The sequence below is a fragment of the Acinetobacter sp. AC1-2 genome (genome assembly GCF_016124155.1).
Taxonomy (GTDB): domain Bacteria; phylum Pseudomonadota; class Gammaproteobacteria; order Pseudomonadales; family Moraxellaceae; genus Acinetobacter; species Acinetobacter calcoaceticus.
This window is the reverse complement of the sequence record NZ_JABFFO010000002.1, coordinates 254,494-278,362: the sequence shown is the minus strand read 5'-3', so window position 1 is coordinate 278,362 and position 23,869 is coordinate 254,494. Positions and strand designations below refer to the sequence as shown.

Annotated in this window: 28 protein-coding genes; 5 read left to right on the top strand and 23 right to left on the bottom strand. The window is 40.8% G+C overall.

From position 1 onward, the window contains the following. Positions 1–15 precede the first annotated feature (15 nt). Complete coding sequence (locus tag HL290_RS11510; RefSeq protein WP_198496568.1) at positions 16–1,410, top strand: efflux transporter outer membrane subunit; 1,395 nt, start codon at positions 16–18, stop codon at positions 1,408–1,410. Between the two features lie 70 nt (positions 1,411–1,480). On the opposite strand, the gene HL290_RS11505 is transcribed toward HL290_RS11510, so the two are convergent. From HL290_RS11505 to orn, 3 genes are all read right to left on the bottom strand, one after another. Next, positions 1,481–2,284, bottom strand: a complete 804-nt coding sequence (locus HL290_RS11505) for an enoyl-ACP reductase (protein ID WP_003654938.1) — start codon at positions 2,282–2,284, stop codon at positions 1,481–1,483. 137 nt (positions 2,285–2,421) lie between these two features. Then, the gene (locus HL290_RS11500; RefSeq protein ID WP_198496519.1) at positions 2,422–3,153 is read right to left on the bottom strand and encodes a Bax inhibitor-1/YccA family membrane protein; all 732 of its coding nucleotides are present in this window, start codon (positions 3,151–3,153) and stop codon (positions 2,422–2,424) included. 153 nt (positions 3,154–3,306) lie between these two features. Beyond that, entirely contained in the window at positions 3,307–3,873 is a 567-nt protein-coding gene (gene orn / locus HL290_RS11495; RefSeq protein WP_005036888.1) for an oligoribonuclease, read from the bottom strand. 125 nt (positions 3,874–3,998) lie between these two features. On the opposite strand from orn, the gene rsgA reads away from it, so the two are divergent. From rsgA to secB, 4 genes are all read left to right on the top strand, one after another. Next, positions 3,999–5,060, top strand: a complete 1,062-nt coding sequence (gene rsgA, locus HL290_RS11490; RefSeq protein WP_004641160.1) for a small ribosomal subunit biogenesis GTPase RsgA — start codon at positions 3,999–4,001, stop codon at positions 5,058–5,060. Between the two features lie 98 nt (positions 5,061–5,158). Then, positions 5,159–5,575: a rhodanese-like domain-containing protein gene (locus HL290_RS11485; RefSeq protein ID WP_003654928.1), complete on the top strand. Its 417-nt coding sequence runs from the start codon at positions 5,159–5,161 to the stop codon at positions 5,573–5,575. Between the two features lie 11 nt (positions 5,576–5,586). After that, positions 5,587–5,844, top strand: a complete 258-nt coding sequence (grxC, locus tag HL290_RS11480; RefSeq protein ID WP_003654926.1) for a glutaredoxin 3 — start codon at positions 5,587–5,589, stop codon at positions 5,842–5,844. A gap of 27 nt (positions 5,845–5,871) precedes the next feature. Then, on the top strand, positions 5,872–6,324 hold the full coding sequence (gene secB, locus HL290_RS11475; RefSeq protein ID WP_003654925.1) for a protein-export chaperone SecB: 453 nt from the start codon (positions 5,872–5,874) through the stop codon (positions 6,322–6,324). Positions 6,325–6,394: 70 nt separating this feature from the next. On the opposite strand, the gene HL290_RS11470 is transcribed toward secB, so the two are convergent. The 20 genes from HL290_RS11470 to HL290_RS11375 are packed head-to-tail and all read right to left on the bottom strand — an operon-like array spanning position 6,395 to position 23,703. Then, on the bottom strand, positions 6,395–7,051 hold the full coding sequence (locus tag HL290_RS11470) for a 4'-phosphopantetheinyl transferase family protein (RefSeq protein ID WP_198496518.1): 657 nt from the start codon (positions 7,049–7,051) through the stop codon (positions 6,395–6,397). A 24-nt stretch (positions 7,052–7,075) separates the two neighbouring features. Further along, positions 7,076–7,510 (bottom strand): hypothetical protein, encoded by a 435-nt coding sequence (locus HL290_RS11465; RefSeq protein ID WP_004794675.1) that lies wholly within the window; start codon positions 7,508–7,510, stop codon positions 7,076–7,078. An 11-nt stretch (positions 7,511–7,521) separates the two neighbouring features. After that, complete coding sequence (locus HL290_RS11460; protein WP_198496517.1) at positions 7,522–8,748, bottom strand: beta-ketoacyl-ACP synthase; 1,227 nt, start codon at positions 8,746–8,748, stop codon at positions 7,522–7,524. Further along, complete coding sequence (locus tag HL290_RS11455) at positions 8,748–9,473, bottom strand: 3-ketoacyl-ACP reductase FabG2 (RefSeq protein ID WP_005036897.1); 726 nt, start codon at positions 9,471–9,473, stop codon at positions 8,748–8,750. Before HL290_RS11455 ends, HL290_RS11460 begins: the two co-directional genes overlap by 1 nt. Positions 9,474–9,496: 23 nt before the next feature. Continuing rightward, complete coding sequence (locus HL290_RS11450) at positions 9,497–9,922, bottom strand: 3-hydroxylacyl-ACP dehydratase (RefSeq protein ID WP_003654915.1); 426 nt, start codon at positions 9,920–9,922, stop codon at positions 9,497–9,499. Then, entirely contained in the window at positions 9,919–11,124 is a 1,206-nt protein-coding gene (locus HL290_RS11445) for a beta-ketoacyl-[acyl-carrier-protein] synthase family protein (RefSeq protein WP_198496516.1), read from the bottom strand. The genes HL290_RS11450 and HL290_RS11445 overlap by 4 nt, the downstream gene beginning before the upstream one ends. Further along, positions 11,121–11,666: a DUF3261 domain-containing protein gene (locus HL290_RS11440; RefSeq protein ID WP_198496515.1), complete on the bottom strand. Its 546-nt coding sequence runs from the start codon at positions 11,664–11,666 to the stop codon at positions 11,121–11,123. The genes HL290_RS11445 and HL290_RS11440 overlap by 4 nt, the downstream gene beginning before the upstream one ends. Positions 11,667–11,668: 2 nt before the next feature. Beyond that, positions 11,669–12,964 (bottom strand): NAD(P)/FAD-dependent oxidoreductase, encoded by a 1,296-nt coding sequence (locus tag HL290_RS11435; protein WP_198496514.1) that lies wholly within the window; start codon positions 12,962–12,964, stop codon positions 11,669–11,671. Positions 12,965–12,993: 29 nt separating this feature from the next. Continuing rightward, positions 12,994–15,309 carry an MMPL family transporter gene (locus HL290_RS11430; protein ID WP_265091545.1) on the bottom strand — a complete coding sequence of 772 codons (2,316 nt, stop codon included), beginning with the start codon at positions 15,307–15,309 and terminating at the stop codon, positions 12,994–12,996. Beyond that, positions 15,284–15,913 (bottom strand): LolA family protein, encoded by a 630-nt coding sequence (locus HL290_RS11425; protein WP_198496566.1) that lies wholly within the window; start codon positions 15,911–15,913, stop codon positions 15,284–15,286. Before HL290_RS11425 ends, HL290_RS11430 begins: the two co-directional genes overlap by 26 nt. Then, positions 15,913–16,341, bottom strand: a complete 429-nt coding sequence (locus HL290_RS11420) for an acyl-CoA thioesterase (protein WP_198496513.1) — start codon at positions 16,339–16,341, stop codon at positions 15,913–15,915. Before HL290_RS11420 ends, HL290_RS11425 begins: the two co-directional genes overlap by 1 nt. Positions 16,342–16,350: 9 nt before the next feature. Continuing rightward, positions 16,351–17,886 (bottom strand): HAL/PAL/TAL family ammonia-lyase, encoded by a 1,536-nt coding sequence (locus HL290_RS11415; protein WP_004641134.1) that lies wholly within the window; start codon positions 17,884–17,886, stop codon positions 16,351–16,353. 1 nt (position 17,887) lies between these two features. After that, positions 17,888–18,814, bottom strand: a complete 927-nt coding sequence (locus HL290_RS11410; RefSeq protein ID WP_198496512.1) for an acyltransferase — start codon at positions 18,812–18,814, stop codon at positions 17,888–17,890. Between the two features lie 2 nt (positions 18,815–18,816). After that, entirely contained in the window at positions 18,817–19,557 is a 741-nt protein-coding gene (locus HL290_RS11405) for a glycosyltransferase family 2 protein (protein WP_198496511.1), read from the bottom strand. A gap of 2 nt (positions 19,558–19,559) precedes the next feature. Continuing rightward, positions 19,560–21,218, bottom strand: a complete 1,659-nt coding sequence (locus HL290_RS11400) for an AMP-binding protein (RefSeq protein ID WP_198496510.1) — start codon at positions 21,216–21,218, stop codon at positions 19,560–19,562. Positions 21,219–21,227: 9 nt separating this feature from the next. Further along, positions 21,228–21,782 carry a septation protein IspZ gene (locus HL290_RS11395; RefSeq protein ID WP_132070878.1) on the bottom strand — a complete coding sequence of 185 codons (555 nt, stop codon included), beginning with the start codon at positions 21,780–21,782 and terminating at the stop codon, positions 21,228–21,230. Then, positions 21,779–22,033: an acyl carrier protein gene (locus HL290_RS11390; RefSeq protein ID WP_080592314.1), complete on the bottom strand. Its 255-nt coding sequence runs from the start codon at positions 22,031–22,033 to the stop codon at positions 21,779–21,781. Before HL290_RS11390 ends, HL290_RS11395 begins: the two co-directional genes overlap by 4 nt. A 5-nt stretch (positions 22,034–22,038) precedes the next feature. Next, a complete protein-coding gene (locus HL290_RS11385) occupies positions 22,039–22,299 on the bottom strand; it encodes a phosphopantetheine-binding protein (protein WP_000067033.1) in 261 nt (86 codons plus the stop codon). A gap of 1 nt (position 22,300) precedes the next feature. Beyond that, the gene (locus tag HL290_RS11380) at positions 22,301–23,104 is read right to left on the bottom strand and encodes a lysophospholipid acyltransferase family protein (protein WP_198496509.1); all 804 of its coding nucleotides are present in this window, start codon (positions 23,102–23,104) and stop codon (positions 22,301–22,303) included. Next, on the bottom strand, positions 23,089–23,703 hold the full coding sequence (locus HL290_RS11375; protein ID WP_198496508.1) for a beta-ketoacyl synthase chain length factor: 615 nt from the start codon (positions 23,701–23,703) through the stop codon (positions 23,089–23,091). Before HL290_RS11375 ends, HL290_RS11380 begins: the two co-directional genes overlap by 16 nt. Positions 23,704–23,869: the final 166 nt, after the last annotated feature.

Sequence of the window (23,869 nt, the reverse complement as noted above, 5' to 3'; positions counted from 1 at the left end):
TGCATGTCTTTCTCTATGACTAAACTTAGCACAGCACTTCTCCTCACAAGCTCTCTTGTTGGATGTGCTGCTGTAGTAAAAACACCTTACGAAACACCTGCGGTACAAGTTCCAGGTAGTTTTCAATATAATGCCACAAAAGCAAAAACCATGTCTGCCGATCAATATTCTGACCGTTGGTGGACACTTTTTGGTGATGCACAGCTTAATCAGCTCGTAAGCAATGTATTAGAACGTAACAGTGACTTAGCTGTCGCAGGGATTACCTTAAAACAAGCACGTTTACAAGCTGACCTAACAGCAAATAAGCAAGGCTTACGTACTAGCTCTAGTGTTTCAACTGGACATTCTTTTGATTTGAACTCAGGAGATGACAGCGCTAAAGGTCTATCAATGAGTGCGGGCGTAAGCTATGAAGTTGATTTGTTTGGTAAGCTTGCACGCCAAACTGAAGCAAGTAAATGGGAAGCTTTAGCGACTGAACAAGACCTACAAGCCACTGGACAAAGTTTAATTGCAACCACGGCTAAATTGTATTGGCAACTCGGTTATTTAAATGAACGTTATGCGACTGCTCAGCAGAGTTTGGCGACCTCACAAAAGCTATATCAACTAGTACAGATTCAGTATAAAGCTGGTGCTGTTTCAGGTGTAGATCTTACTCAAGCAGAACAATCTGTACAAAGCCAAAAAGCGAGCCTAAGCCAGATTGAGCAACAACTGGTTGAAACACGTACTGCCATTGCCGTGCTCTTACATGAACCATTGCAACAGTTAAACATTCAAGAGCCCAAACGTTTGCCACGCAATGCACTACCAGCAATTGGTGCGGGCTTACCTGCCGATATTTTATCGCGCCGTCCCGATTTACAAGCCTCTGAGCTTCGTTTGAAAAAGGCGCTCGCGACTAAAGATGCTACTAAGGCGAGCTACTATCCATCGATTAGTTTAACCAGTAGTTTGGGATCAAGTAGTACATCGTTGACAGAACTGTTACGCAACCCTGCCCTAACTTTAGGTGCAAGTTTAAGTTTACCGTTTTTGCAATATAACGATATGAAGAAAGATATTGCGATTAGCAATCTGGATTATGAAAAAGCGATTATTCAATATCGCCAAACGCTTTATCAGGCTTTTGCTGATGTCGAAAATGCTTTATCAAGTCGTACAGAGCTCGATAAACAAGTAGCGTTACAAGAACGTAATGTCGAACTTGCAGAAAAAACTGAACGTTTAACTGAAGTCCGTTATCGTTATGGTGCTGTCGCATTAAAAACACTTCTTGATGCTCAGCAAACTACACGTACTGCACGCTTAAGCCTTGTTGAAACTAAACAAAGCCAATACAACGCGTATGTCACCCTCATGCAAACTTTAGGTGGTTCACCTGTAAAAGAACTTCCTCAATAAATTGCGCCCAGTAAAAAAAGCCGTAGTCCTTCAACTACGGCTTTTTTTATGTCCGAATAAATTTTAAAACTTATTCATCATCCATCATAGATTGGCTCATACCAACAGTATTGAAACCAGCATCTACATATAAAATTTCACCAGTAATACCTGAAGCCCATGGTGAGCATAGGAATAATGCTGCATTACCCACTTCGTCAATGGTTACGTTGCGTTTTAATGGCGCAACTTTTTCATTGGCATCTAACATTTTACGGAAAGATTTAATACCCGAAGCAGCCAAAGTACGGATTGGACCAGCAGAAATCGCGTTTACACGAATACCGTCAACACCTAAGCTTGATGCTAAGTAACGAACACCCGCTTCTAAAGAAGCTTTTGCCATACCCATTACGTTGTAGTTAGGCATAACACGCTCAGAACCTTGGTAAGTTAAAGTCAATAAACAACCTTGGCGAGCTTGTAATAATGGTTTTGCAGCACGTGCCATCGCAATAAAGCTGTATGCACTGATGTCATGAGCAACTTTAAAACCGTCACGGTCAGTCACGTCAGTAAAATCACCATCAAGTGTATGTGCAGGAGCAAAGCCGATAGAGTGAACTACGCCATCTAGACCGTCCCAATGTTTTGCAAGTTCTGCAAATGCATTGTCAATTTCGCTATCAACTGCAACATCACATGGGAACACAAGCTTAGAACCGAATTGCTCAGCAAATTCATCCACACGTTTTTTTAATTTTTCGTTTGGATAAGTAAACGCAAGCTCTGCACCTTCGCGGTGTAATGCTTGGGCAATACCAAAAGCAATTGATAATTTACTAGCAACGCCTGCAATCAAAAAGCGTTTACCTGCTAAAAGTCCTTGTGTCATGCCGATCTCACTCAAAACAATTTAAAGCATAATGCCAATATTCAACGGTTTTCGAAATTGCATAATGCATCTTTTTTCAAAAATCGCACGAAAAAAAATCGCCCCTCATGAGGAGCGACTTCTAAATGAATATAATTTTAGTCGTCAGATAACAAACCAATCAAACGTAAAAAAGAGATATACATCCAAACTAAAGTTGAGAGTAATGCAATACCACACAACCACTCCATAAATTTTGGAGCACGGTAAGCTGCGTTGGTTTCAATTAAATCGAAATCTAAAATCAGGTTAAGTGACGCAATCACAGCAATAAATGCAGCAAAGCCAATTCCTAACCAATTACTTTCAAAAATATAAGGAATGCTTGAACCAAAGGCTAAGCGCATGATCATCTGCACGATAAACACAAGAAAAATCGCTAAAGATGCAGATATCACAACTGACTTAAATTTTTCTGTTGCACGTACAATGTGAAATTTATATAGACCAAACATCACCAATGTTGTCACGAACGTGGCAAGTAATGCTTGTAAAGGCACACCCGGGTACTTCATTTGAAAAGTAAAAGAAATACCGCCTAAAAATGCACCTTCAAATAAAGCATATGGAATTGCTAAGGTTGGTGCAGTCGTCGGTTTAAATGTGGCAATCAAAGCTAAAACCAGGCCACCAATTGCACCAACAATAGCACCCGCATAGGCAATACCAACATTTGCAGTAAAAGCTGCGTAGAAAAATAAAGCAATACCCACAGCCGCTGCAATGACCGTCAACATAACAGATTTTTGAATCGCACCTTGCACAGTCATTGGTTGACTATAGTCACTGACCGTTTCAACACGTGTCAGTATCGGGTTATTACTTTGCATAAATGCTCTCTTTTTATAATAAAAATTTAAAACATCATTTTAAGCAAAATGAATATGAAAGCCAAATCAGGCTCTCGGCATTATTGTAACAATGTCCTTTAACCAATAAAAAAAGGGGCAGCAGCCCCCTTTCATATTACATATACAACGTAATCAATCTTTACCATCAGTATTCATAATAAAGAAGTATTCACGGTAATATTTCAACTCAGAAATTGAGTCACGAATATCATCCATTGCCAAATGCGATGCATTCTTTTTCAGACCACTCATAATTTCAGGGCGCCAGCGTTTTGAAAGCTCTTTTACGGTAGATACATCAAGATTACGATAATGGAAATACTGCTCAAGCTCAGGCATAAGACGATGTAAGAAGCGGCGATCCTGACAAATCGAGTTACCGCACATCGGTGAAACTTTTGGATTGACCCATTTTTTTAGGAATTCTAAAGTCTGTAGCTCAGCATCACGAGCTGTCAATTTGCTACGACGAACTCGCTCAACCAACCCAGATTGTCCATGTTGGCGGGTATTCCACTCATCCATTGCATTTAAAATACGATCAGGTTGATGGATAGCCAAGACCGGACCTTCGGCAAGTACATTTAAATTATCATCTGTAATAATTGTTGCGATTTCAATAATTTGGTCATTATCGGTATCTAAACCGGTCATTTCCAGATCAATCCAAATTAATCGTGTATTTAAAGTACTGCTCATGTATGTACGTTCTAAAATGCCGTAAAAACATCAATAGTAGCAAATTTCTTGCATCTGCGCTGTAATTCTATAGCCGCTTCATGCTATTTTTGCCATCTTCAAACAGTGGTTTTTTTGGGATATGAATGGCTTTAATTCGTAAGCGTCGTTTAACTGAACAGCAGCAACGTCGTATTGAAAAACAGCACAAAACTCGCCAAGAAGAGGCCGATACTTCACAAGATCTGGACGGACTCGTTGTACAACATTATGGCCGCCAACTCGAAGTACAGGCACTCTCTGTACCTGAGCATCACCCAGAAAAACCTCAAGTTGCCGAAGGAGAGCCAGAACCATTCTGGAAACCTATCGAGCTCAAAAGCGTATGGCGCTGTCATACTCGAACTAACCTTGAGTTACTTGTGACTGGCGACCGAGTTAAATGGCAAGCAGACCCGAACACGGGTTTAGGCATTATTACTGCCATTCATCCACGCAACTCATTACTTACCCGTCCAGACCGTTATCACAAGGTTAAACCAGTTGCAGCAAATATCAGTTTGATTGTAATTGTATTTTCTCCCCTTCCTGAGCCAGCTCCGACATTAATCGATCGTTATTTAGTGGCTTGCGCAGACGCTAACATTCCTGCACTTTTAGTCTTAAATAAATCAGATTTACTCACTGAAAATGACCCAATTCTTACGCTATTAGAAGAATATAAAACTTTGGGTTATGAGGTGATGATTTGTCAGTCTAAAAAGGGAGATATCTCTGCTTTATCTGAACGTTTAGATGGCGAAACAGTAGCTTTCGTTGGCCAATCGGGTGTAGGGAAAAGTTCTTTAATTAATGTATTAATTCCAGATGCAGAGCAAAAAACAAATATTATTTCTGAAAACTCTGCACTCGGTCAGCACACAACAACCTCTACACGTTTAATGAATTTCGGTAAAAATGGCGCGTTAATCGACTCACCGGGAATTCGTGAATTTGGGCTTTGGCATCTTGATTTAGAAAAAATTCGTATGGGCTTTCCAGAAATTGAAGCACATTTGGGTTCTTGCCAATTCCGTAATTGCACCCATACTCATGAAAAGAACTGTGGGTTAAAACACGCTGTAGAATCTGGTGAAATTTTACCACGGCGTCTAGATAGCTTTTTGCGTTTAAATGATGAGATTCAAGAAGCACAGCAAAAAAACTAATTTTCTGTCCGCTTTGCACTTGAAGTGGTGATTTTGATCACCATCTATATACGCTATACTCTAGGTCAATTTTGTTTTTAATTTTTTTTAGGTGACTTGTGGAACGCTGGTTAGAGTTTATGGGGAATCACCCCATTTTGTTTGGTACGCTCGGAGTCTTGGTCGTGTTGTTCTTCATTTTTGAGGGTCAACGTAACGGTCGTAAAATTTCACCACAGTCGCTTGGTATTTTAGTGAAAGCGAAAAATGCCATACTGATCGACTTGCGCGATAGTAAAGACTTCCGTGAAGGTCATATTAGTGGCAGCCGCAATATTCCTTTCAGCCAAATTGCAAGTCATGCTGATGAATTAAAAGCAAGTGAGCGTCCATTGGTATTTATTTGCAACCTCGGGCAAGTTGCTGGTAGTGCTTTGCAAAAAGTTGCTCACCATGACAGCTATCGTCTTGATGGTGGTATTAGTAACTGGAAAGCACAAGGCTTACCTCTTGTAAAAAGCAAACCAAAAGCTTAAGGAGAATTATTATGACTGCAAATGTCATTGTTTACTCAACTTCTGTATGCCCGTATTGCGTTCGTGCTAAACAGTTACTTGAGCGTAAAGGTATTGCTTACAAAGAAGTAAATCTTTCTGTTGAAGCACCGGAAGTACGTGTTGAATTAATGCAACGCACGAATCATCGTACTGTCCCACAAATTTTTATTAACGATCAGTTTATTGGCGGTTTTGACCAACTTTATGCTTTAGAGCGTGAAGGTAAACTCGACGAATTATTGGCTTAACATCGCATCCATATTAAGGAAAAAACAATGAGCGAAGAACAACAAGTTCAACCACAATTAGCTTTAGAGCGTATTTATACAAAAGATATTTCTTTTGAGGTTCCAGGGGCGCAGGTTTTTACTAAACAATGGCAACCTGAACTCAATATCAATCTTTCTTCTGCTGCAGAAAAAATTGATCCAACTCATTTTGAAGTTTCTTTAAAAGTTGTGGTACAAGCCGATAACGACAACGAAACAGCGTTCATTGTAGATATCACTCAATCAGGTATTTTCTTGATTGATAACATCGAAGAAGATCGCTTACCGTATATTTTAGGCGCTTATTGCCCAAATATTTTGTTCCCGTTCTTGCGTGAAGCGGTAAATGATTTAGTGACTAAAGGTAGCTTCCCACAGTTACTTCTTACACCAATCAACTTTGATGCAGAGTTCGAAGCAAATATGCAACGTGCTCAAGCTGTTGAAGGTCAAGCTTAATTTTTAGCTTCTCCTTTAGTAAAAAACCGCGTAATTCGCGGTTTTTTTTATGTTTTGAATAATTAAAAAATTAATGATCAAGAGAAATAAGCTGAATAGTAGGAAACTGAAAACCGCGGCAAGATAATTCTGAGCGCCATGCCACTGTTAGCATCATATTACCCAGAACGAAGTTTTGATAAGCAAATGTCCCAATAAGTGGATGAGAACATATTCCGCCATTGTCTGTAGGATGTGCCTGAGTATTTAAAGTGTTTAAATCTAACCGTATACCGAGACCTGAAGCTTTTAGAACAGCCTCTTTAGTCGTCCAGACTTTAAACCAGTATTCTCTGTCTTGATCTAAGCTTAGCCACGTTTCATATTCATCAGGATGAAATGCATGCTGGGCTAAAGCTTCCAAACGAACTTTACGGTCTAGTTCTTCAACATCGACACCGATATCTTTAATATGCGGGCTCATCGCTAAAGCATAATACTGTTGGCTATGAGAATGATTAAAATGCAAAGCGTGATTCAGTAAATATGGCTTGCCATGCTCATGCTTTGCAAACGCTAAATCCATTATTGTAATTTGTAATTTCTGTGCTATCAGCTCGTTTCTAATGTTATGTATTTGCTGTTTTTTATAATGATTAAATGTACGAAAGTCTGGAAAATCTTGTTTAGATTTTAAAAGAAGCTGGGACAATGTCTGTGTATAGACTTCAATATTACGCTTAGACATTATCCCGACCTTTTTTAAAATTAATTAGAATTTAACCACGTCGCCTTTTAAGGTAACGCCCGCCATCATGGCACCTTTATAGCAATCGTAAGTTGTAGTACTTGTGGTTTCATTGGCTTTAAAATAACTCACGATATTGGTAACTGCGTTTGCACCTTGTGCTTTAGCATTGTTTTGCATTTGGATCAGTGCTGAACGTAAAACCCAGTCACACGACGTTGCTGCTGACTTACCAAAACCATTAGTTTTTTTATTGGTTACCGCATCTTTTTGAATGATTTTACCGCCAGACTTTGTACCCTTTAAATAAAACTTTACTGAACCATCTAAAGTGCCATCTGCAACTGCACGGTCTACAGCTTCTTTAAAATTCAACTGATGTACTTCATCTCCAGCCTGAACAGTGGCAGTAAAACCCGCACTTAGCATTGCTACAAATAAAAGTTTTTTATTTAACATTGTTGTGTTCCTTATTGTTTAACACGTTTAAAAATAAGCGAAGTATTAATTCCGCCAAAAGCAAAGTTATTGCTCATAATAATGTCAGCATCCAGAGTTCTTGGCTGCTGAACGATATAATCCAGATCGCCGCACAGTGGATCGACTTCATCTAGATTTAAAGTTGGAATAAAGCGACTACGATTCATCATTTCAATGCTCAGCCAAGCTTCAATAGCTCCACACGCCCCCAGCGTATGTCCAAAGTAGCTTTTTAAAGAGCTGATCGGCTTACGTCCCAAAACTGCTGCTGTCGCCTGACTTTCTGCTACATCGCCCTGATCAGTTGAGGTGCCATGCGCATTTACATAAGCAATGTCTTTAGCTTCTACAGATGCATCTTTAAGTGCCAATTGCATACAGCGACCCATCATTTCTGACTCGGGGCGAGTTACATGTTGACCATCAGTATTGCTACCGTAGCCAATCACCTCTGCATAGATATGAGCACCTCGAGCTTTGGCATGTTCGTATTCTTCTAAAATTAAACAGCCAGCCCCTTCACCAATCACCAATCCATCTCGCTTAGCATCAAATGGGCGTGGTGTTTTTTCTGGTTGGTCATTCATTCCACTGGTCGCGAACAATACATCAAAAACCGCAGCACCTGCTGCACTAAGTTCTTCTGCGCCACCAGCAATCATGACCTGTTGTTTGCCATATTTAATCGCTTCATAGGCCTGACCAATGGCCATAGAACCAGAAGTACACGCACTTGATGTGGGTAAAGTTAACCCTTTTAGACCAAAATATACGGTCATGTTCACCGCACTTGTATGGGCCATCATGCGGATATAGGTTGTTGCATTGATCTTACTCATGCTCTGATGAAGCAACATGCTTGCAAACTCACCCACGGCCTCTACGCTACCCGCAGAAGAACCAAAGGCAACACCCGCTTCACCACTAGACAAAATTTCGTGCCCAAGCAAGCCAGCATTTTGCAAAGCAGTTTCGGCACAAACCACAGACAGGAGCGCAACACGGCCCATACCACGGGTGACTTTACGATTAAAATGTTTCGGAACATTAAAAGTTTCAACAGGTCCAGCAAGCTTGGTCCGAAGGTCAACATACTGTTCCCATTCCGGCATGTAGCGAATACCACTTTTGGCGGCTTCAAATTGGGCAAAAATCTCATCAGAGGTTTCACCTAAAGAGGTAATCCCTGCCATTCCTGTCACCACAACGCGTTTCATCAGATGAGTCCCCCATTCACAGAGATAACCTGTCGGGTCACATAAGAAGCTTCATCTGAACACAAGAATTTCACCACGCTAGCAACTTCATCGACTTGTCCCATGCGTTGTAACGGAATCATTTTAAGTGCATGTTCTTTGACTTCATCTGTCACCATTTCCGTCTCAATCAGACCAGGCGCTACACAGTTCACGGTAATTTTTCGCTTGGCCAATTCGAGTGCCAAGGCCTTGGTTGCACCAATCAACCCTGCTTTTGCAGCACTGTAGTTGACCTGACCACGATTGCCCATAATGCCAGAAACCGAAGATAACGTGACGATACGACCGCCTTTACGCAAATGGATCATTGGCATAACTAATGGTTTTAATACGTTATAAAAACCGTCTAAGGAAGTCGAAATAACTTCATCCCAGTCTTGATCTGTTAAAGCTGGGAAAGCACCATCATGGGTAAGACCTGCATTCAATACAACACCATAGAATGCACCGTGTTGCTCTACATCTTGTTCTAAAATTTGCTGAACCGTCTGGCGTTCAGTGACATCAAACATTAAATAATGGCTATTTTGTCCTAGCGCTTGAATCTCTTGTACGACTTGCTCTGCATCTGCCTGACGCGAACGGGCATGCACAGTTACATCAAAACCAGCCTTTGCAAGTTGTAATGCAATCGCTTTCCCAATTCCTCGACTTGAACCCGTTACTAAAATTCGTCTTGTCACAATGTATTCCTAATTCTTTGTGGTTATTCAAATGGTGTTTCTGTTGGCTCAAATACACTTAACGTTGCCTGAATGCAGTGTTCAGCATATTTGATTTCACAGGAAAATTGCCCAAGTCCTTCATGAAAATATTGTTGTTCTATTTGAATGATCAATCGTGAACCTAAAGCGAAATAAGGGATCGGTAAATTTAACTTACGTGTTCCCAATAAAAACCCGACTTTTGGCGCTTGTTTTGACTGCTGGCCTTGCCAGCCTGAATAAGCGCTGATGGTTTGTGCCATAATTTCAATGCTTGCCCATGTCGGCAAGCCTTCTGCTTCACAAAACATGAGCTCGGGTGTAATCGTGAGTTCTGCTTGTGCCCGCCCTTCTGCAACATCAGTTAAATGGTCAATAAAAACCATAGGCTGCTCATGAGGAATATATTGAATTGCATCAAGTTTCATAAGGGCTTCACTCCAAAAACAAGACTAATATTACTTCCCCCAAAAGCGAAAGAATTACTCATCACATAGCGGATGGGCTGTTTTAGTTCGGCATCTTGCACATAGTTTTGGTCAGCCAAATCCGGATCAATCTCAACATTTTGATGCAATGGCAACCAACTTTGATCTTTTAGAACTTGTTCACAAATAAAAGCTTCTATAGCGCCAGCTGCACCAAGGCAATGTCCAGTTTTGTGTTTGGTGCTACTTAAAGCAACCTGATAATCACCAAAAACTTGTCGTACGGCCTTAATTTCCATTGCGTCATTTTGTGGAGTTGCTGTGCCGTGCAAGTTGATATAACCAACCTCTTGAGCTGAAATATGAGCCATATCTAGTGCACGTTGCATAGCTAAAGCCGCACCTTTGCCTTCAGGATGTGGAGCCGAAATATGCCATGCATCCATCGATTCACCAGCACCCATTAACATTACAGGAGCCGAGGCTTTACTTAATACAAAAAATGCAGCAGCTTCACCAATATTAATGCCATCACGTTTCACACCGCAGGGTTGGCAAGTCTGTTCAGATAAACTTTCTAGGCTATTAAATCCATTTAGTGTCAACTGACACAAGGTATCGACGCCACCCACCAGTACAACATCGGCTAAATCTGCATGAAGTAATCGCTGACCCGCAGCTAATGCTTTCGCGCTTGAAGAACAAGCGGTCGAAATAGTATATGCAGGCCCTTCCCATCCTAAGTACTGCTGCAATGCTTTTGCTAAACAGCTCATTTCTTGTGGATAGTGAGATATTGAAAGAGCAGTTTTCCCTTGAAAATATTGCTTAAGTAATAATTCATTATCTGCAATACCTGAAGTGGATGTGCCCACCACAATTGCCAAACGTTTATTTTCAAAGGATGCCGTATAGCCTCTTAACGCTGCTTCGATTTCAGATAATGCAGTTAATGCAAAACGTAGATTACGTGAATCTACAGACTGTAAGGTGTCTGGTACATTCGAGCATAATGGATGTGTATATTGCCCTACCCAAACATTACGATCAGCAATTAAATCATCTCGCAAACTTAAGGTTTGCTGTGGCTGTTGTAATGCCTGCTTGATTTGATTAAGTTCGCAACCTAATGCAGATAAACCGACACTTAATTGTATGCCTACTGCCATTGTGGCTGCATTTTCTGAAGGTAAATGTTTCATGGTGTAGGACTTTCTTCTGTCTGCAACGTATTTTCAATCGAACTCAGCGTCATGGTATAAGGGACTTGTTGATTAATCAATTCAATGCTTCCTTGCCCTTGTTTAAGCTGCAACACAGGCTGCTTTTCAATATAAACAACCTGCATGCCTGCTTGTTGTTTCATCTCTACAGCTTGCTGTCCTAAATGTGAAAATTGAGGGTATGTCGCAAATAAAAGATCGCGCACCACAAACTCAAAAGGTAATAAACGCATTTGATCAATACGTTGTTCAACATGAACCCGATGTCCATCAAACTGTAACTTAAATAATTGTTGACCTGTCAGGCTCAAAGCCACCATATCCAGTACAGCACCCTTTTGCTGTTGGTATAACAAGAAGCTAAAACTTTGCTGCTTCCACTGAACTTCAACCTGATCTTGTCGTTGATAAGCTTGCGCCTGCCATAATGGGCTTTGCAGCCCTTTGGCATGTGGCATAACCTGACAACCATTTAAAAATATAAAGCTACTGAGTAATATCGTTGCCCATTTGCGTTGCATGATTACCCCTCAAGTGCCTGTTCTTGTGCCAAGCCCTCACGACAATATTCTGCCAAAGTAGTAAGTCTACGTTTGGCATTTTTATGGATTGGATTTTTTTCATCCCACGCATAACCAGCCAGTAATGAAGAAATCATACGGCGAATGCCTTCATTCTGATTTTGTGAGAACACTACATCTTGAAACTCGCCTTCATACCATGACTCAACATAGGCACGAAACACCTGAATACCGCGGCGTAATGGTTTTTCATATTCTTGCAACCAGTCTACCTGCTCACCTTGCAAGACACGCTCAACCAAAGGTACAGCTAAGCTGGAAGATTTTAAAGCGATCGTCACACCTGATGAAAAGACGGGATCGAGAAACTCACCGGCATTACCTAATAGTGCATAGTTGTTGCCTGCCAAGTGTTTTACATTCGCTGAGTAGCCCACCAAGGTGCGTACTGGCGTATCAAATTTTGCACGGCGCAATACATGTGACAAGCTTGGCTCATCGGCCAGAATACGCTTAAACATTGCCTCAGGTTCATTATCTTCAGCATTTTCGACTGTGTATTTGTCAAAAAAATCTTGTTCTGCAACCACACCAAAAGAAGCACGACCATCTGCAAATGGAATAAGCCAATACCATGCGCGATGATCTTTTTCGTGCACAGTAATTAAGATTTTATTGCGGTCAAACTCAGGGTCGTCTGTAATACCATCTTCAATATGAGTAAACAGTGCACGACGTACCGGAAAGTTTGATGGGCTCTCTAAATCTAAAAGCTTTGGTAAAATCCGCCCAAAACCACTCGCATCTAACAAAAACTTGGTTTGAATCTGATAACGCTGTTGTTCTTCATCTAATACAGTAAGTACGGGCTGTTCAGATGCAACATCAACATCTAAGACCTCATGTCCGAAACGTATATCAGCACCATAAACTTGAGCCTGCTTTGCTAGCAAATTATCAAAATCTGCACGGCGAACTTGCCAAGTAGTCCCTGGCCCATCCGTAAATTTTTCTGTAAAGTCATAAAAACTACGCTGTTTGCCACGTAGAAAAGCTGCCCCATTTTTAAATTGAAAAGCGTATTTTTCAACATGCTCACGGACCGTTTCTAATAAACCAGCCTCTTCTAAAAATGCCATGGATTGCGGTAACAATGACTCACCAATCGAAAAACGTGGGAAATGCTGTTTTTCAATGACCGTAACGGTATAACCCTTTTTTCGAAGAAGTGCCGCAGCAGAACTACCTGATGGTCCAGCCCCAATAATTACGACGTCAATTTTTTCTATAGTGCTCATAGCACAACTTCCTTTTTAATTTATTCAAATTATGAATGGTCTTGTAAATTCACGATATGTTTTTCATCTGCGGGGGTTAATAAAGTCGCATAGATAAACGAGAAAATAACCCCGAATAAAACCGTTAAACCAAAACAATGAATTGCGTAAGTATGGCTAAATGAAAGTAATCCAAAGCCAAGTAAGGTGGACATCATACATAAAAATAACGCCATTCCAACCACTTGCGGGTGATCATGTCCATGTCGGTAAAAAATTGCATAGTCGACTCCAATCCCGATAATCAGGAAAGTTGCCATAATACTAAACAGGTTAATCTCGACACCTAACCATGCCTGAACAGCAAAAGTGCTCAGTAATGCCAAGCTTACTGGCAGGACCAAAGGCACAATCGAACTTAGTCCATAAATAAGCGCCAAACCAACCGCCAGACCAATTAAGGCATAAATCAGAAGATGCTGAGCCTGCACTCGATGTTCGGCAAACATTTCCGACATTGCAGTAATGGGTTGCTGGAAATGTATGTGATCATTCTGAAGCTGCTTCAACACTTCAGGTTGTTTCACCCCTGTCACCATCACTAATCGTTCATTGGCTTGAGGCTGTAAAAAAGCTAAAGGATGATCTTTAAATACCGAAAAATCTAATAGTGGTTGTGTTGCCAGTTGCTGTTGCCACTGTAAAACATCATTAACATTTAGCCCCATGCTTTGGGCATATTGCTGCAAAGTCGCTTTTGGAATATTTGTTAATAGTTGTAGATTGTTTTGCTGCTCTGCCAATGGTGGAACCCATTGTCCTAGAGCTTGAAATGCACTGATTTTTCCTTTTGCTTGCAACTGTTGTAATTGCCCAATCAGTTGCTGCTCTTGTTGCTGCATTTCATTTGCAGAGGCTGCTCGTACTACAAAATAATCACTGCTTTGTTGCTGGCCAAATTGCTCACGAACAGCTTGGTCTTGCTGTTTCAGACTGGCATCCATACCTTGTAAGTTACGGATGTCATCGTTACTTTTAAGATAGAAAAGACTCACCGTACCCACTGCTAAAACGGCTGCAATCAAGCCATAACGTATCTTAGCTCGCTGTTGAAACCATAACCGAGCTTGTCCAATCCACGACAGTGCTTTTATGGCTGGCTGGGCATTTAGAGCAGGTAATCGTGGTAATAACAACACACTACTAATCCAAGCCGCAGTCAGCCCCACAATTGAAAAGACTGCAATCTGCTTGAACCCAGGAAATGGGGTAAAACTCAAAAAGATGTAAGCAACCAATGTGGTCATTAAGCCCATAAACAAACTTGGTAATAGCGGTTTTAAAATTTGAAAACCACCAAGCTTTCTATGCTGCGATTGCATCGCCATAAAATAAAATGAAAAGTCGACACAGACACCTATCAGACTTGCACCAAACACTAATGTCATCAGGTGAATTTCACCAAACACCCAATGTGTGACCGCAAATGCCACAAAGCTTCCAGTCGAAACTGCAATAAACTCGGTCGCCAAAGGTCGCAGTGAGCGAAAGCCGAACCAAACCAGAAAAATTAAGCCCAGTGTCGAACCTACACCAATGGTTGAGATTTCCTGTTTAGCTGATTGCGTCCCAAAATTTGAAAATAAAATAGTTCCAGTCCAATGAGATTTTAATCCCATTGCAGCTAACTTTTGCTTAGTTTGCTCAATCCAGTTCGATACCTGTTCTTGGTAATCAATATTGTATGGGCTTTGCGTCAACTGTAATACGAAAAGCCGAGAGATACCTTGCTCATGGTGAATGGTCGCAAAGCCCTGCTCCATTTCAATATCTTGTTGTGACGGATTCGCCAACTGCATGGCATAACGAGGGAACAACAATAGCGGGTCCTGCTTAAGTGACTCAGCAGTGACAGGCATGCCGGGACTCATCATCTGCATCAGACTTTGTTCCGTCAGTGCCTCGTAATCCAGCTTTTGTAATAAGGCTTGATCTTGAGCACTCAATAAACCTGCTCGATGTTGATACAACTGTTTTGCAAATTGATCAAAATCAAGCTGTGGTTTGAGTGGCTGCCACAACTGACTTTGCTTAGCCTGCGCTGTTAAAAAACTTGTCGCCTGTTGTATCGCAGCTTCATCTTTAGCATCTATAACAACAAATACTTTATTGTTGAGTTGCTCATTCATGTACTGCTGAGTACGTGCAAGTTCTGGGTCTTGCTGAACTTTAGGCAATAACGCAAAAATATTGGTTTGAATATGAATGTCTTTGTTCAGCCAAGTCATGCCAAGCCCCACTGCAATGAGCAGCAGAGCAATTAACCAAAGTGCAGTGAACTTATTTTGCCAGTTGGAAAAGCGCATGCTCAGCAGCCGTTAGAGTCGTCGGTTGAGAAGTCTGGTGACTAAAACGAATGGTAGTCAAATTATTGGCTTTTTCGGTAATCACAATTTGGTTAACGTACTGTTGCCCTTGCGCATCAACACGCACAAACAGCTTTTTAAACAGGCTACTTTTCGGAGTTAAGCTCATGCTCCAACCCGCGGGACTATAATTTGCACTTACCACATTAAAATTCTTTGCCAAAGCCTGTTCATTACCAGACATTAACTGCAAAAATAAGGTTGCTACAGAGCTATAAGGTGATTGATCCACCTGAATTTGGCTAAATGTACGCTGAGTTTTCTGTACCAATTTGGTTGGGGTAACAATCAAATCTGCTTGCACAGGTCGTTTGATTTGCCATGCAACACCATAAGATTTTGAAAACAACAAAGAGCCGTTCGATACAAAAGTTTTATTCAACGATGGCAGTTTTTTTTGCTGTTCGAAATCAGCACGAACTGTAGGAGACTGTGACAATTGCTGAAAAATTTGAGTAATCTGTGCCGGTGCTGCATAGACAGCGCTTAAACTACCCATCCAAACAGCAGTACCTAAACCTAAAGTTTTGATGAATTTAGTCATCATATATTCCTCTTCGGTTGAAACTCAGACCACGCATTCAAACGATCAAACAAAACTTGAGGCGACTGGAAACACATTTCACGAGCTTCAATATTCACCGCCACCTGTGTGGTATAACCTTTGGTTAAACGCTTTCCTGACACAGCATCAAAAATCAAATAATCAATTTTTAAGCGGTTTTCCCATTCTTTTAAAATGGCGCGAACCCGAATCTTTTGTTCAAACTCAATCCCATATGCATAGCGAACATGGCTTTCAATCACAGGCCATGCATAGCCTGATTCTTTCATCTGCATATAGTTGTAATGAAATTGATCGAGCAATTTACAGCGCGCAATCTCAAAATATTTTAAATAGTGTCCATGCCAAACCACATTCATGGTATCGACATCATGAAATGGAATTTCAATGATTACATCTGCATGCATTGGCTCACCTTATCCCATAAATTCTGGTTGATTAAACAATTCAAGTTGGTCTAAACGATCAACAATCTGTTGTAATTCGGTTTGTAATGGTCGGTCTTCTTCGACAAATGCAAAGCTTTGTAAAGTCCATTGCATAAATGCCTGTAATGTTGGACTTAACTGTGCTGTTAAATCTTTCAGATGAATCGCCTGCACACTGGCACAGCAGAGGGCTGCAACCACTTGTTGGGTTAAGGTGATCACACGGCTCGCATCACGGGCAGCAATGGTTCCCATACTGACTTTGTCTTGGTTATGACACTCGGTTGAGCGTGAAAAAATTGAAGCTGCCAAAGTATTTTTTAAAGCTTCAGCAGTCCACGCTGAAACCCCGATTTGCACAGCTTTAAAGCCGTGATTGAGTGGTAAACGTTCGGTCGTTGCGCCCGTTAAATTACGTGGTAAACCATGATTCATTTTATGATCGACCAATTGTGCAATCTGTCTATCCATCAAGTCAGCAATATTGGCAATCATAATTTTTAAGCTATCCATTGCTTGTGCAATGTGCCCACCGTAAAAATGCCCGCCATGCAACACACGCATGCCTACAGGATCAATCAATGGATTGTCATTACTTGAATTCAGTTCATTTTCAATAAACTGACGTAACCATACTTTTGAATCTTCAAACACACCAATAATATGCGGTGCACAGCGCAACGAATAACGATCTTGCAAACGTGGGCTTTGATGTGCTGTTTGTACTTCACTGTTAAGCCAGTCACGCAATTGTTTGGCAATCTGTTGCTGTCCCGGATGAGGTTTTTGTGCAAACAGTACTTCATCAAAATGGCTTGGATTACCTTCCAGTGCCAATACATTCAGAGCCGTAATCAAAGTACTTGCGAGTGCAATCTGCTCTGCTTTTTTATAGTTTAAACAAGCAATTGCCGTCATCACCGCAGTGCCGTTCATAAGCGCCAAACCTTCTTTGGGTCTGAGCGTTAATGGTTGCAAGCCTTTTTCAGCATACACCTGAGCAACAGGGGTAATTTGTCCATCAATATAGACATCACGCTCCCCGATTAACGTTCCAGCAATGTAGGACAACGGCGTTAAATCACCGCTTGCCCCCACCGAACCTTCAGATGGAATAACTGGAATCACATTTTCATTCAGCAACCAAACCAAGCGCTCAAGCAATGCCAAAGACACACCTGAATAACCGCGAGCCAACGAACATAAACGCGTCACCACTACTGCACGTGCAGTGATCACATCTAAATTTTCACCTAAACCACAACCATGAAACCGTGAAAGATGCAGTGGTAGTTCATTAACCTGATGTAATGGCACTTCAACTAAACATGAGTCACCATAACCCGTGGTCACACCGTAAATGACACCTTCTTCTTCAAGGAGCTGATCGAGAAAATCAGCACCTTTTTGAATTAGGTCACGCCATGAAGATGACTCAGGTAAAGCAACCAGACATTCGCCTCTTGCGACCGAAACGACATCTTCAATACTCAGTGACTGTTCACCTACGGTTAACACACGCATGTTATTTCGTCCAAAAATTATAAAAATTAAACCATTGATAAGGGGCACGCAGACAATGCTGTTCTAATACGGCAACATACGTTTTAGTTATGGTTTGCATACTTTCAATACGGTTAGCACGCGGCAAATTTACCTGCTCGGCAATTGAATGAATATGAACTTGGAACTGTTGTTGCACACGGTAGCAAAAAACTGCAATAACAGGTACTTTCAGTAAATTTGCCAAGATCCATGCACCTTGTGGAAAGGCTGCTGATTCCCCTAAAAAGTCGACATGCTGTACACGATCTGACTGCACGGGTACACGATCCGCTGCAACAATCACCCACTCACCCTGTTGCATTTTGTCTTGTAAAATCATAGCGGTTTCAATACCCAACTCATCGACGGGCAATAAGCAAACATCAGCCTTATCATTTAGCTTTTTCAAAAACTCATTAAACTTGGTCGCGTGCTTTTGGTATACCAGCACGTTAATTTTCTGGGGATGTTCTGACTTAATTGCCCGAAGCAATTCAATATTGCCAAAATGGGAAACCACAATCAGCGCCCCTTTTTGGTAGTGCCGAGAAAAGTTTTCATGCCCAAAAACTTCTAGATTTTGCTCTGAGATATGTCCTAGCCAACCCTCGATCTTATCTAAAATACATTCACCAAATTGCATAAAATGCTTATAGCTATTTGCCCAAGTTGGTTCGTGGGTAAAGGGAGACTGTGTTCCAGCAAAATGATGCAGTTTTTGTAAATAAATTAAGGAAGCTTGTCGTGCTGTGGCGGCAAACAGCCAATACCACATAATGACAAAGTACATCACCAACTTGCATAACCAACGTCCACCAAAACGGTAAAACCACAACATAAGCATGAGGGGCACCATGCCTCCTCGCTCTTTAATGTCATTCCATTTTGGAGAAGCTGAATCTGACATAATTAACCTTTCAGCCTTTGTTTTAACAGCTTCGGTAAGCGAATCAGCATGCCCATAAACAAAGTTGCGTGTGCTTTACTCAGCCCCAAGTTATCTCGCCAAGCATGAAAATGGGAGATGCCCTGCTCTGGATAAACCACAGGTGTCGGCACATTAATAAATGAGGTATTTTCCCATTTTAAACGCACCAAAATTTCGCTATCAAAGCCCATACGTGGCTGAAACTTAGCACTGTTCAAAACTTTAATGGTGCTTTCGAGTGGATACACTCTAAACCCACACATACTGTCTTTAATTTCAAAAGATAAACTATTAAGCCATACCCAAAAATGGGTAATGTAACGTCCGTACAACCGTTTTTTAGGAATAGATTCATCAAAGTACGGCTGACCAATTACCATGGCTTTGGGATGTTGCTTGGACTGCTCAATAAATTTAGGAATGTCATCCCAGTGGTGTTGCCCATCGGAATCAAGTTGTAAGGCATGGCTTAAACCCAACTCATGTGCAGCATGCAATCCTGTAATCACAGCTTGCCCTTTGCCCTTATTCACTTCATGTTCAATTAAATGAATTTGGGAATATTGATCGGCCAATGCCCGTAAAATCTGGCTACAAGCATCATCACTTCCATCATTTACCAATACAATCGGCAAATGAAAGCGATCAAGATAGGCAATCAAATCAGCTAAATAATAGGGATGGTTATAAACTGGGATAACAAAGCCATAGTTGGTCTGCATTTTTAACCCTCTACTCCCGTTTGCAAAGCGAATAATAAACGCCCAGAAGCCAGAATCTGTTCTGAATCGCGTAGCTCAAAACTCACTTTATGCTCTTTTCGAGAAAGCTTAAGTTGTACAATTGCATAAGGACGGATCAGATTTTGAAATTTTAGCTGTTCATAACCCTGACACCAATTTAAGTCCGACCAAATTGATTTAGCAAAATGTTGTAAAAAACCTATTTGCCCAACCCCAGGATAAATAGGTTGTGTCGGGAAATGCCCTTTAAAACAAGCTAATTCTGTTGGAAACTCAAGGCTAAGAATATAGTCATCTGAACTTTGAGACTGCGACAAAACCACAGGTTGTAACATAGGCTTAAATAGAGTCTGCAAATAGCTTTTATTGAGTTTAGACTGCGAGTTTTGCGGTAGCTGACTTAGGAAACGCCATTGACGTGGAATCGCGATCGTTTCCAAGTTGTCTTTCAACTGTAGTTTTAAATGACCAACAAAAGCCGACTTACCTATTTGCTGTAACTGTTCCCGTACATCTTCTTTTAAAACAACAATACATCCCAATATTTGACGATGCTCATGTTCAAGTACCAGTACATGACATTGCTGTACTGCATCTAAAGCTTGAATGCTTTGCTCGATCGCATCTAGGCTCAGGCGCTTTTCTTCAAGTTTAATAATTCGATCTGTACGCCCCATCAGCTTAAAAGTCTGACACTTTGCATCTGACCATGCTGCACCATCACCTGTGGTAATCCAATCATCCTCAAAGGCATGATTACTCTTCACCATGAGCTGTTGGTCTTCAATACGAATAGCCACATTGCTAAAAGCAGTCCAAGCATCCTCATCTTGAACACGATGGGCAATACCACCTGTTTCAGAACTTCCCAAAACTTCAATAATCGGACGGTTTAAAAAAGGGCGAACACCACTTTCTAGCTTGCCACCCGAACTAAAGACCATTTGACAGTGTTGCAAAACGACATCTGTGGTCCAGCGTTTTAATAATGCCGGACTTGAAATCAAATAATTGCTTAATCCCAATTTTTCTAATTGTTTTTGAGCCTGTACTACATCTTCAGGAAATGCCATTTGAGGAGCATAAAAACTTCGACCCGCTGCTAGTGGTAGCAATAATTTAAACAGTAGCCCATAAATATGTTGATGACTGACCGTTGCAATCGCGATTGCATGTTCATCAAAACTAAAGCTTTGACTCAACCCTTGAACTTCGTTGAGTAATTGTTTGAGTGTTCTTGGGATTTTTTTAGGTTCACCAGTTGAACCTGATGTATAAAAATAGAGTTGCGCCTGCTCTAGAAAAGCATCATCTAAGGTTAAAGATAAAGGAACAACTTTTTCAACATCTTGACGCTTTAAAAAATAAATCTGCTGCGCTGCGAAATCTTGTTCTAATTCGCGTACTCGATTTGGTGGTAAAAGTACCTGTTTTTCTGCTAACAAAGCGGCAAAAAATAAAACCAGAAATTCATAGCTGTCTGCTTCCCATAATGCCCAAGTTAAATTTTCCATTTGAGCAATTGCAGCAGCTTGTAAGGCAACATCCTGCCAAAATTGAGTAAAACTAGTCGAATGTAGAGCAGCATCTATACAAAGTGGATGAGCTGAATCGATGAATTTTTGAAAATGACAGTGCATAATTTTTAATTAATGATTTGTAGAATGTAAACGCTGATGTCGCTTACGCAAAATAAATTCACCAACGAACAAAATGCCCATTAGTACATACGAAATAAAGCCATTATAAATGACCCAAACCTGAGTCGATGTAAAAAGTACGGTGCTTAAAGCAATCAATGCATTACAGAAAAAGAAAATGCACCATACCTTAGTCACCTGTCTGGTCCACTGCACACCAGAAGGAGGTAAATCAGGTTCAACGAGTCGGGCAAAACGTTCAATCATAGACGGTGGTTTTATCAGTGTCAGTGCAAAAATCACCAATGCACCCAAACTCATGCCAACCGGATATAACTTTAACCAAGCATGATTATGTGACAGCAAGCTAAGACTGCCACAAACAATGGCAAAACCAGTTAAGGGCCATAATAATGAGTTGCCTTTACTAAAAAGTCTGACCACACCTAATCCGATGAGTAACACACTCACCCAAACAAATTGACCGTGCGTCAAACTCCAACCCACAATAAAGGGATACAACACAAAAAGTGCTGTAATCATCCCTTTAATCACGAGCTTCATTCAGCAGTCATATTCCGAATAACCGTCACAACATCAAGTACGGTTCGCACATTTTTAAAATCTTCAGGTTTTACTTGCTTACCCGTTAACTCTTTAATTTTTACAACTAAATCAACTGCATCAATACTGTCTACATCAAGATCTGAATATAAGTTTGAATCGAGTTGAACAGACTCCGGTTCAATTTCAAACAAATCTTCCATCCATTCGCGGAGTTTAGTTAATACTTGCTCTTGAGATAACATCATCACACTCCTTATGACTTCTGCTGTGCTTCAACTAAAGCAACTAAACTTTGGATTGATTTAAAATGCTGTTTGGTTTCATCCGACTCCGCATTTAAATGAATGTTGTAACGCTTTTTCAAAGCCAGTCCCAACTCCAGTGCATCAATCGAGTCTAATCCTAAACCTTCTCCAAATAATGGAGCTTCTGTATCAATATCCGCAATAGTGATATCTTCTAGTGCCAAAACATCAATAATCATTTGCTTTAGTTCATCAGCAAGATTGCTCATTTCAAGATAACTCTTCATCAAAAATTTTATAAAAACTACGACTTAACTGACGAACTTGTTTAGGTCCTACTGTTAAATCATCTAACAAATCTGAAACTTGTACAGTATCGAGTACTTTCACTTCGATATGAAATGGTCGAGATGGTACGTGGTACCATTTTTCATTCTTGGTTAATGTCGATGGTGTACAGGTAATAATTACTGGGCGAATTGGTACATTTGCACGAATGGCAATGTTGGCTGCACCGCGCTGAAATTCGTTTAGGGTCATCCCTTTTTCAGTACGCGTTCCTTCCGGAAAAATTAAAAGAGAAGCCGCATTATTTTCTTTCAAACGCGTCACACAGTCTTCAACAAATTGCTGAGAGCCTGCGTTCAAAATATAACCCGCGCTTTGTACAGGTCCTTTAGTAAAGGGGTTCGACCAAAGAGACTGCTTCACCACACAATTAGCCTGCTGCATCATACCAATTAGTACTACAACATCAATCAAACTCGGATGATTGGCAATGACTAGCTCTTGGCGACTATTCTGTAGCTTTTCCAAACCTTCAACCGAATAAGTCATGATGCCCAGTTTGACCATCATTTCGGTAAAGCCTTTAAAGCTATACTTAATCACATTCTGCGCACGCTGCTGGCGCTTTTCAGAATCAGAGGTTGTGGCATTCAGCACAGGTGCAATGACGGTGGCAATTGCCATACCACCCAGCCCGAAACTGGCAAAACTAAAACCAGTTGCAGCTACACGCCAACAATAATTACCCTTTTGTTTCAGATTTTTAAGATTTAGCATTTGTTCCACCCAAATGCAGATATTAACTGGTCAGCATCCTGCCAAAAATGAGCAAAAGCAGGAGCATCTGCTTCATCTGTATGCATCCACGCAGTAATTTGTAAATTAGGTTGCTCTAAAGTAACGACAGCAGCCATCGCATAGGTAGGGAAATCGACTGCTTCAGCATAAATATTGGGTAATGGCTCATCATAGGCAACGACTAATACCCGATGGATATCTTTCATTGACTTTAAAAGAGCATAGGCCTCAATCAAACTTTCAGTCCATGAACAGCTTAAGCTGGTAGATGGAGTGTCATCCTGACATAAAATAGAATAAAGCCCAGAAATTGCATTATGAACAGACGTTGAAAATTGTGTAGGTGATGGAGTTTGCTCACTTAAAACATCTTGCAAGATATTCAACGTTTTAGACTCGTCACCATATCGTGATACCCAAACTATATAATCGACTTTACTACCATTTAATGCGCCAAGCGCACTATTTAAAGCAAGTTTAGCTAATGGTGATAACCGTCTACGCTGCATAGCTGGAATACAGTCAAGGGCTGTATATGAGGGCTGAGCATGTGTAAATGTGAGCTGAGCAAGATGTAATGTTACCATGCTAAAAGTGAACCCTAAGCAGCATTATTCTGTCGGAATATAAATTATTTTATAAAGATGCTGATTATAGCATTCGTTATGAAATTTACAAAAAATTACGTTTATCATTCACACTTTTTCATAACTCTTGGCACATGCTCATTTATTTGCAATAAAAAACCCAAAG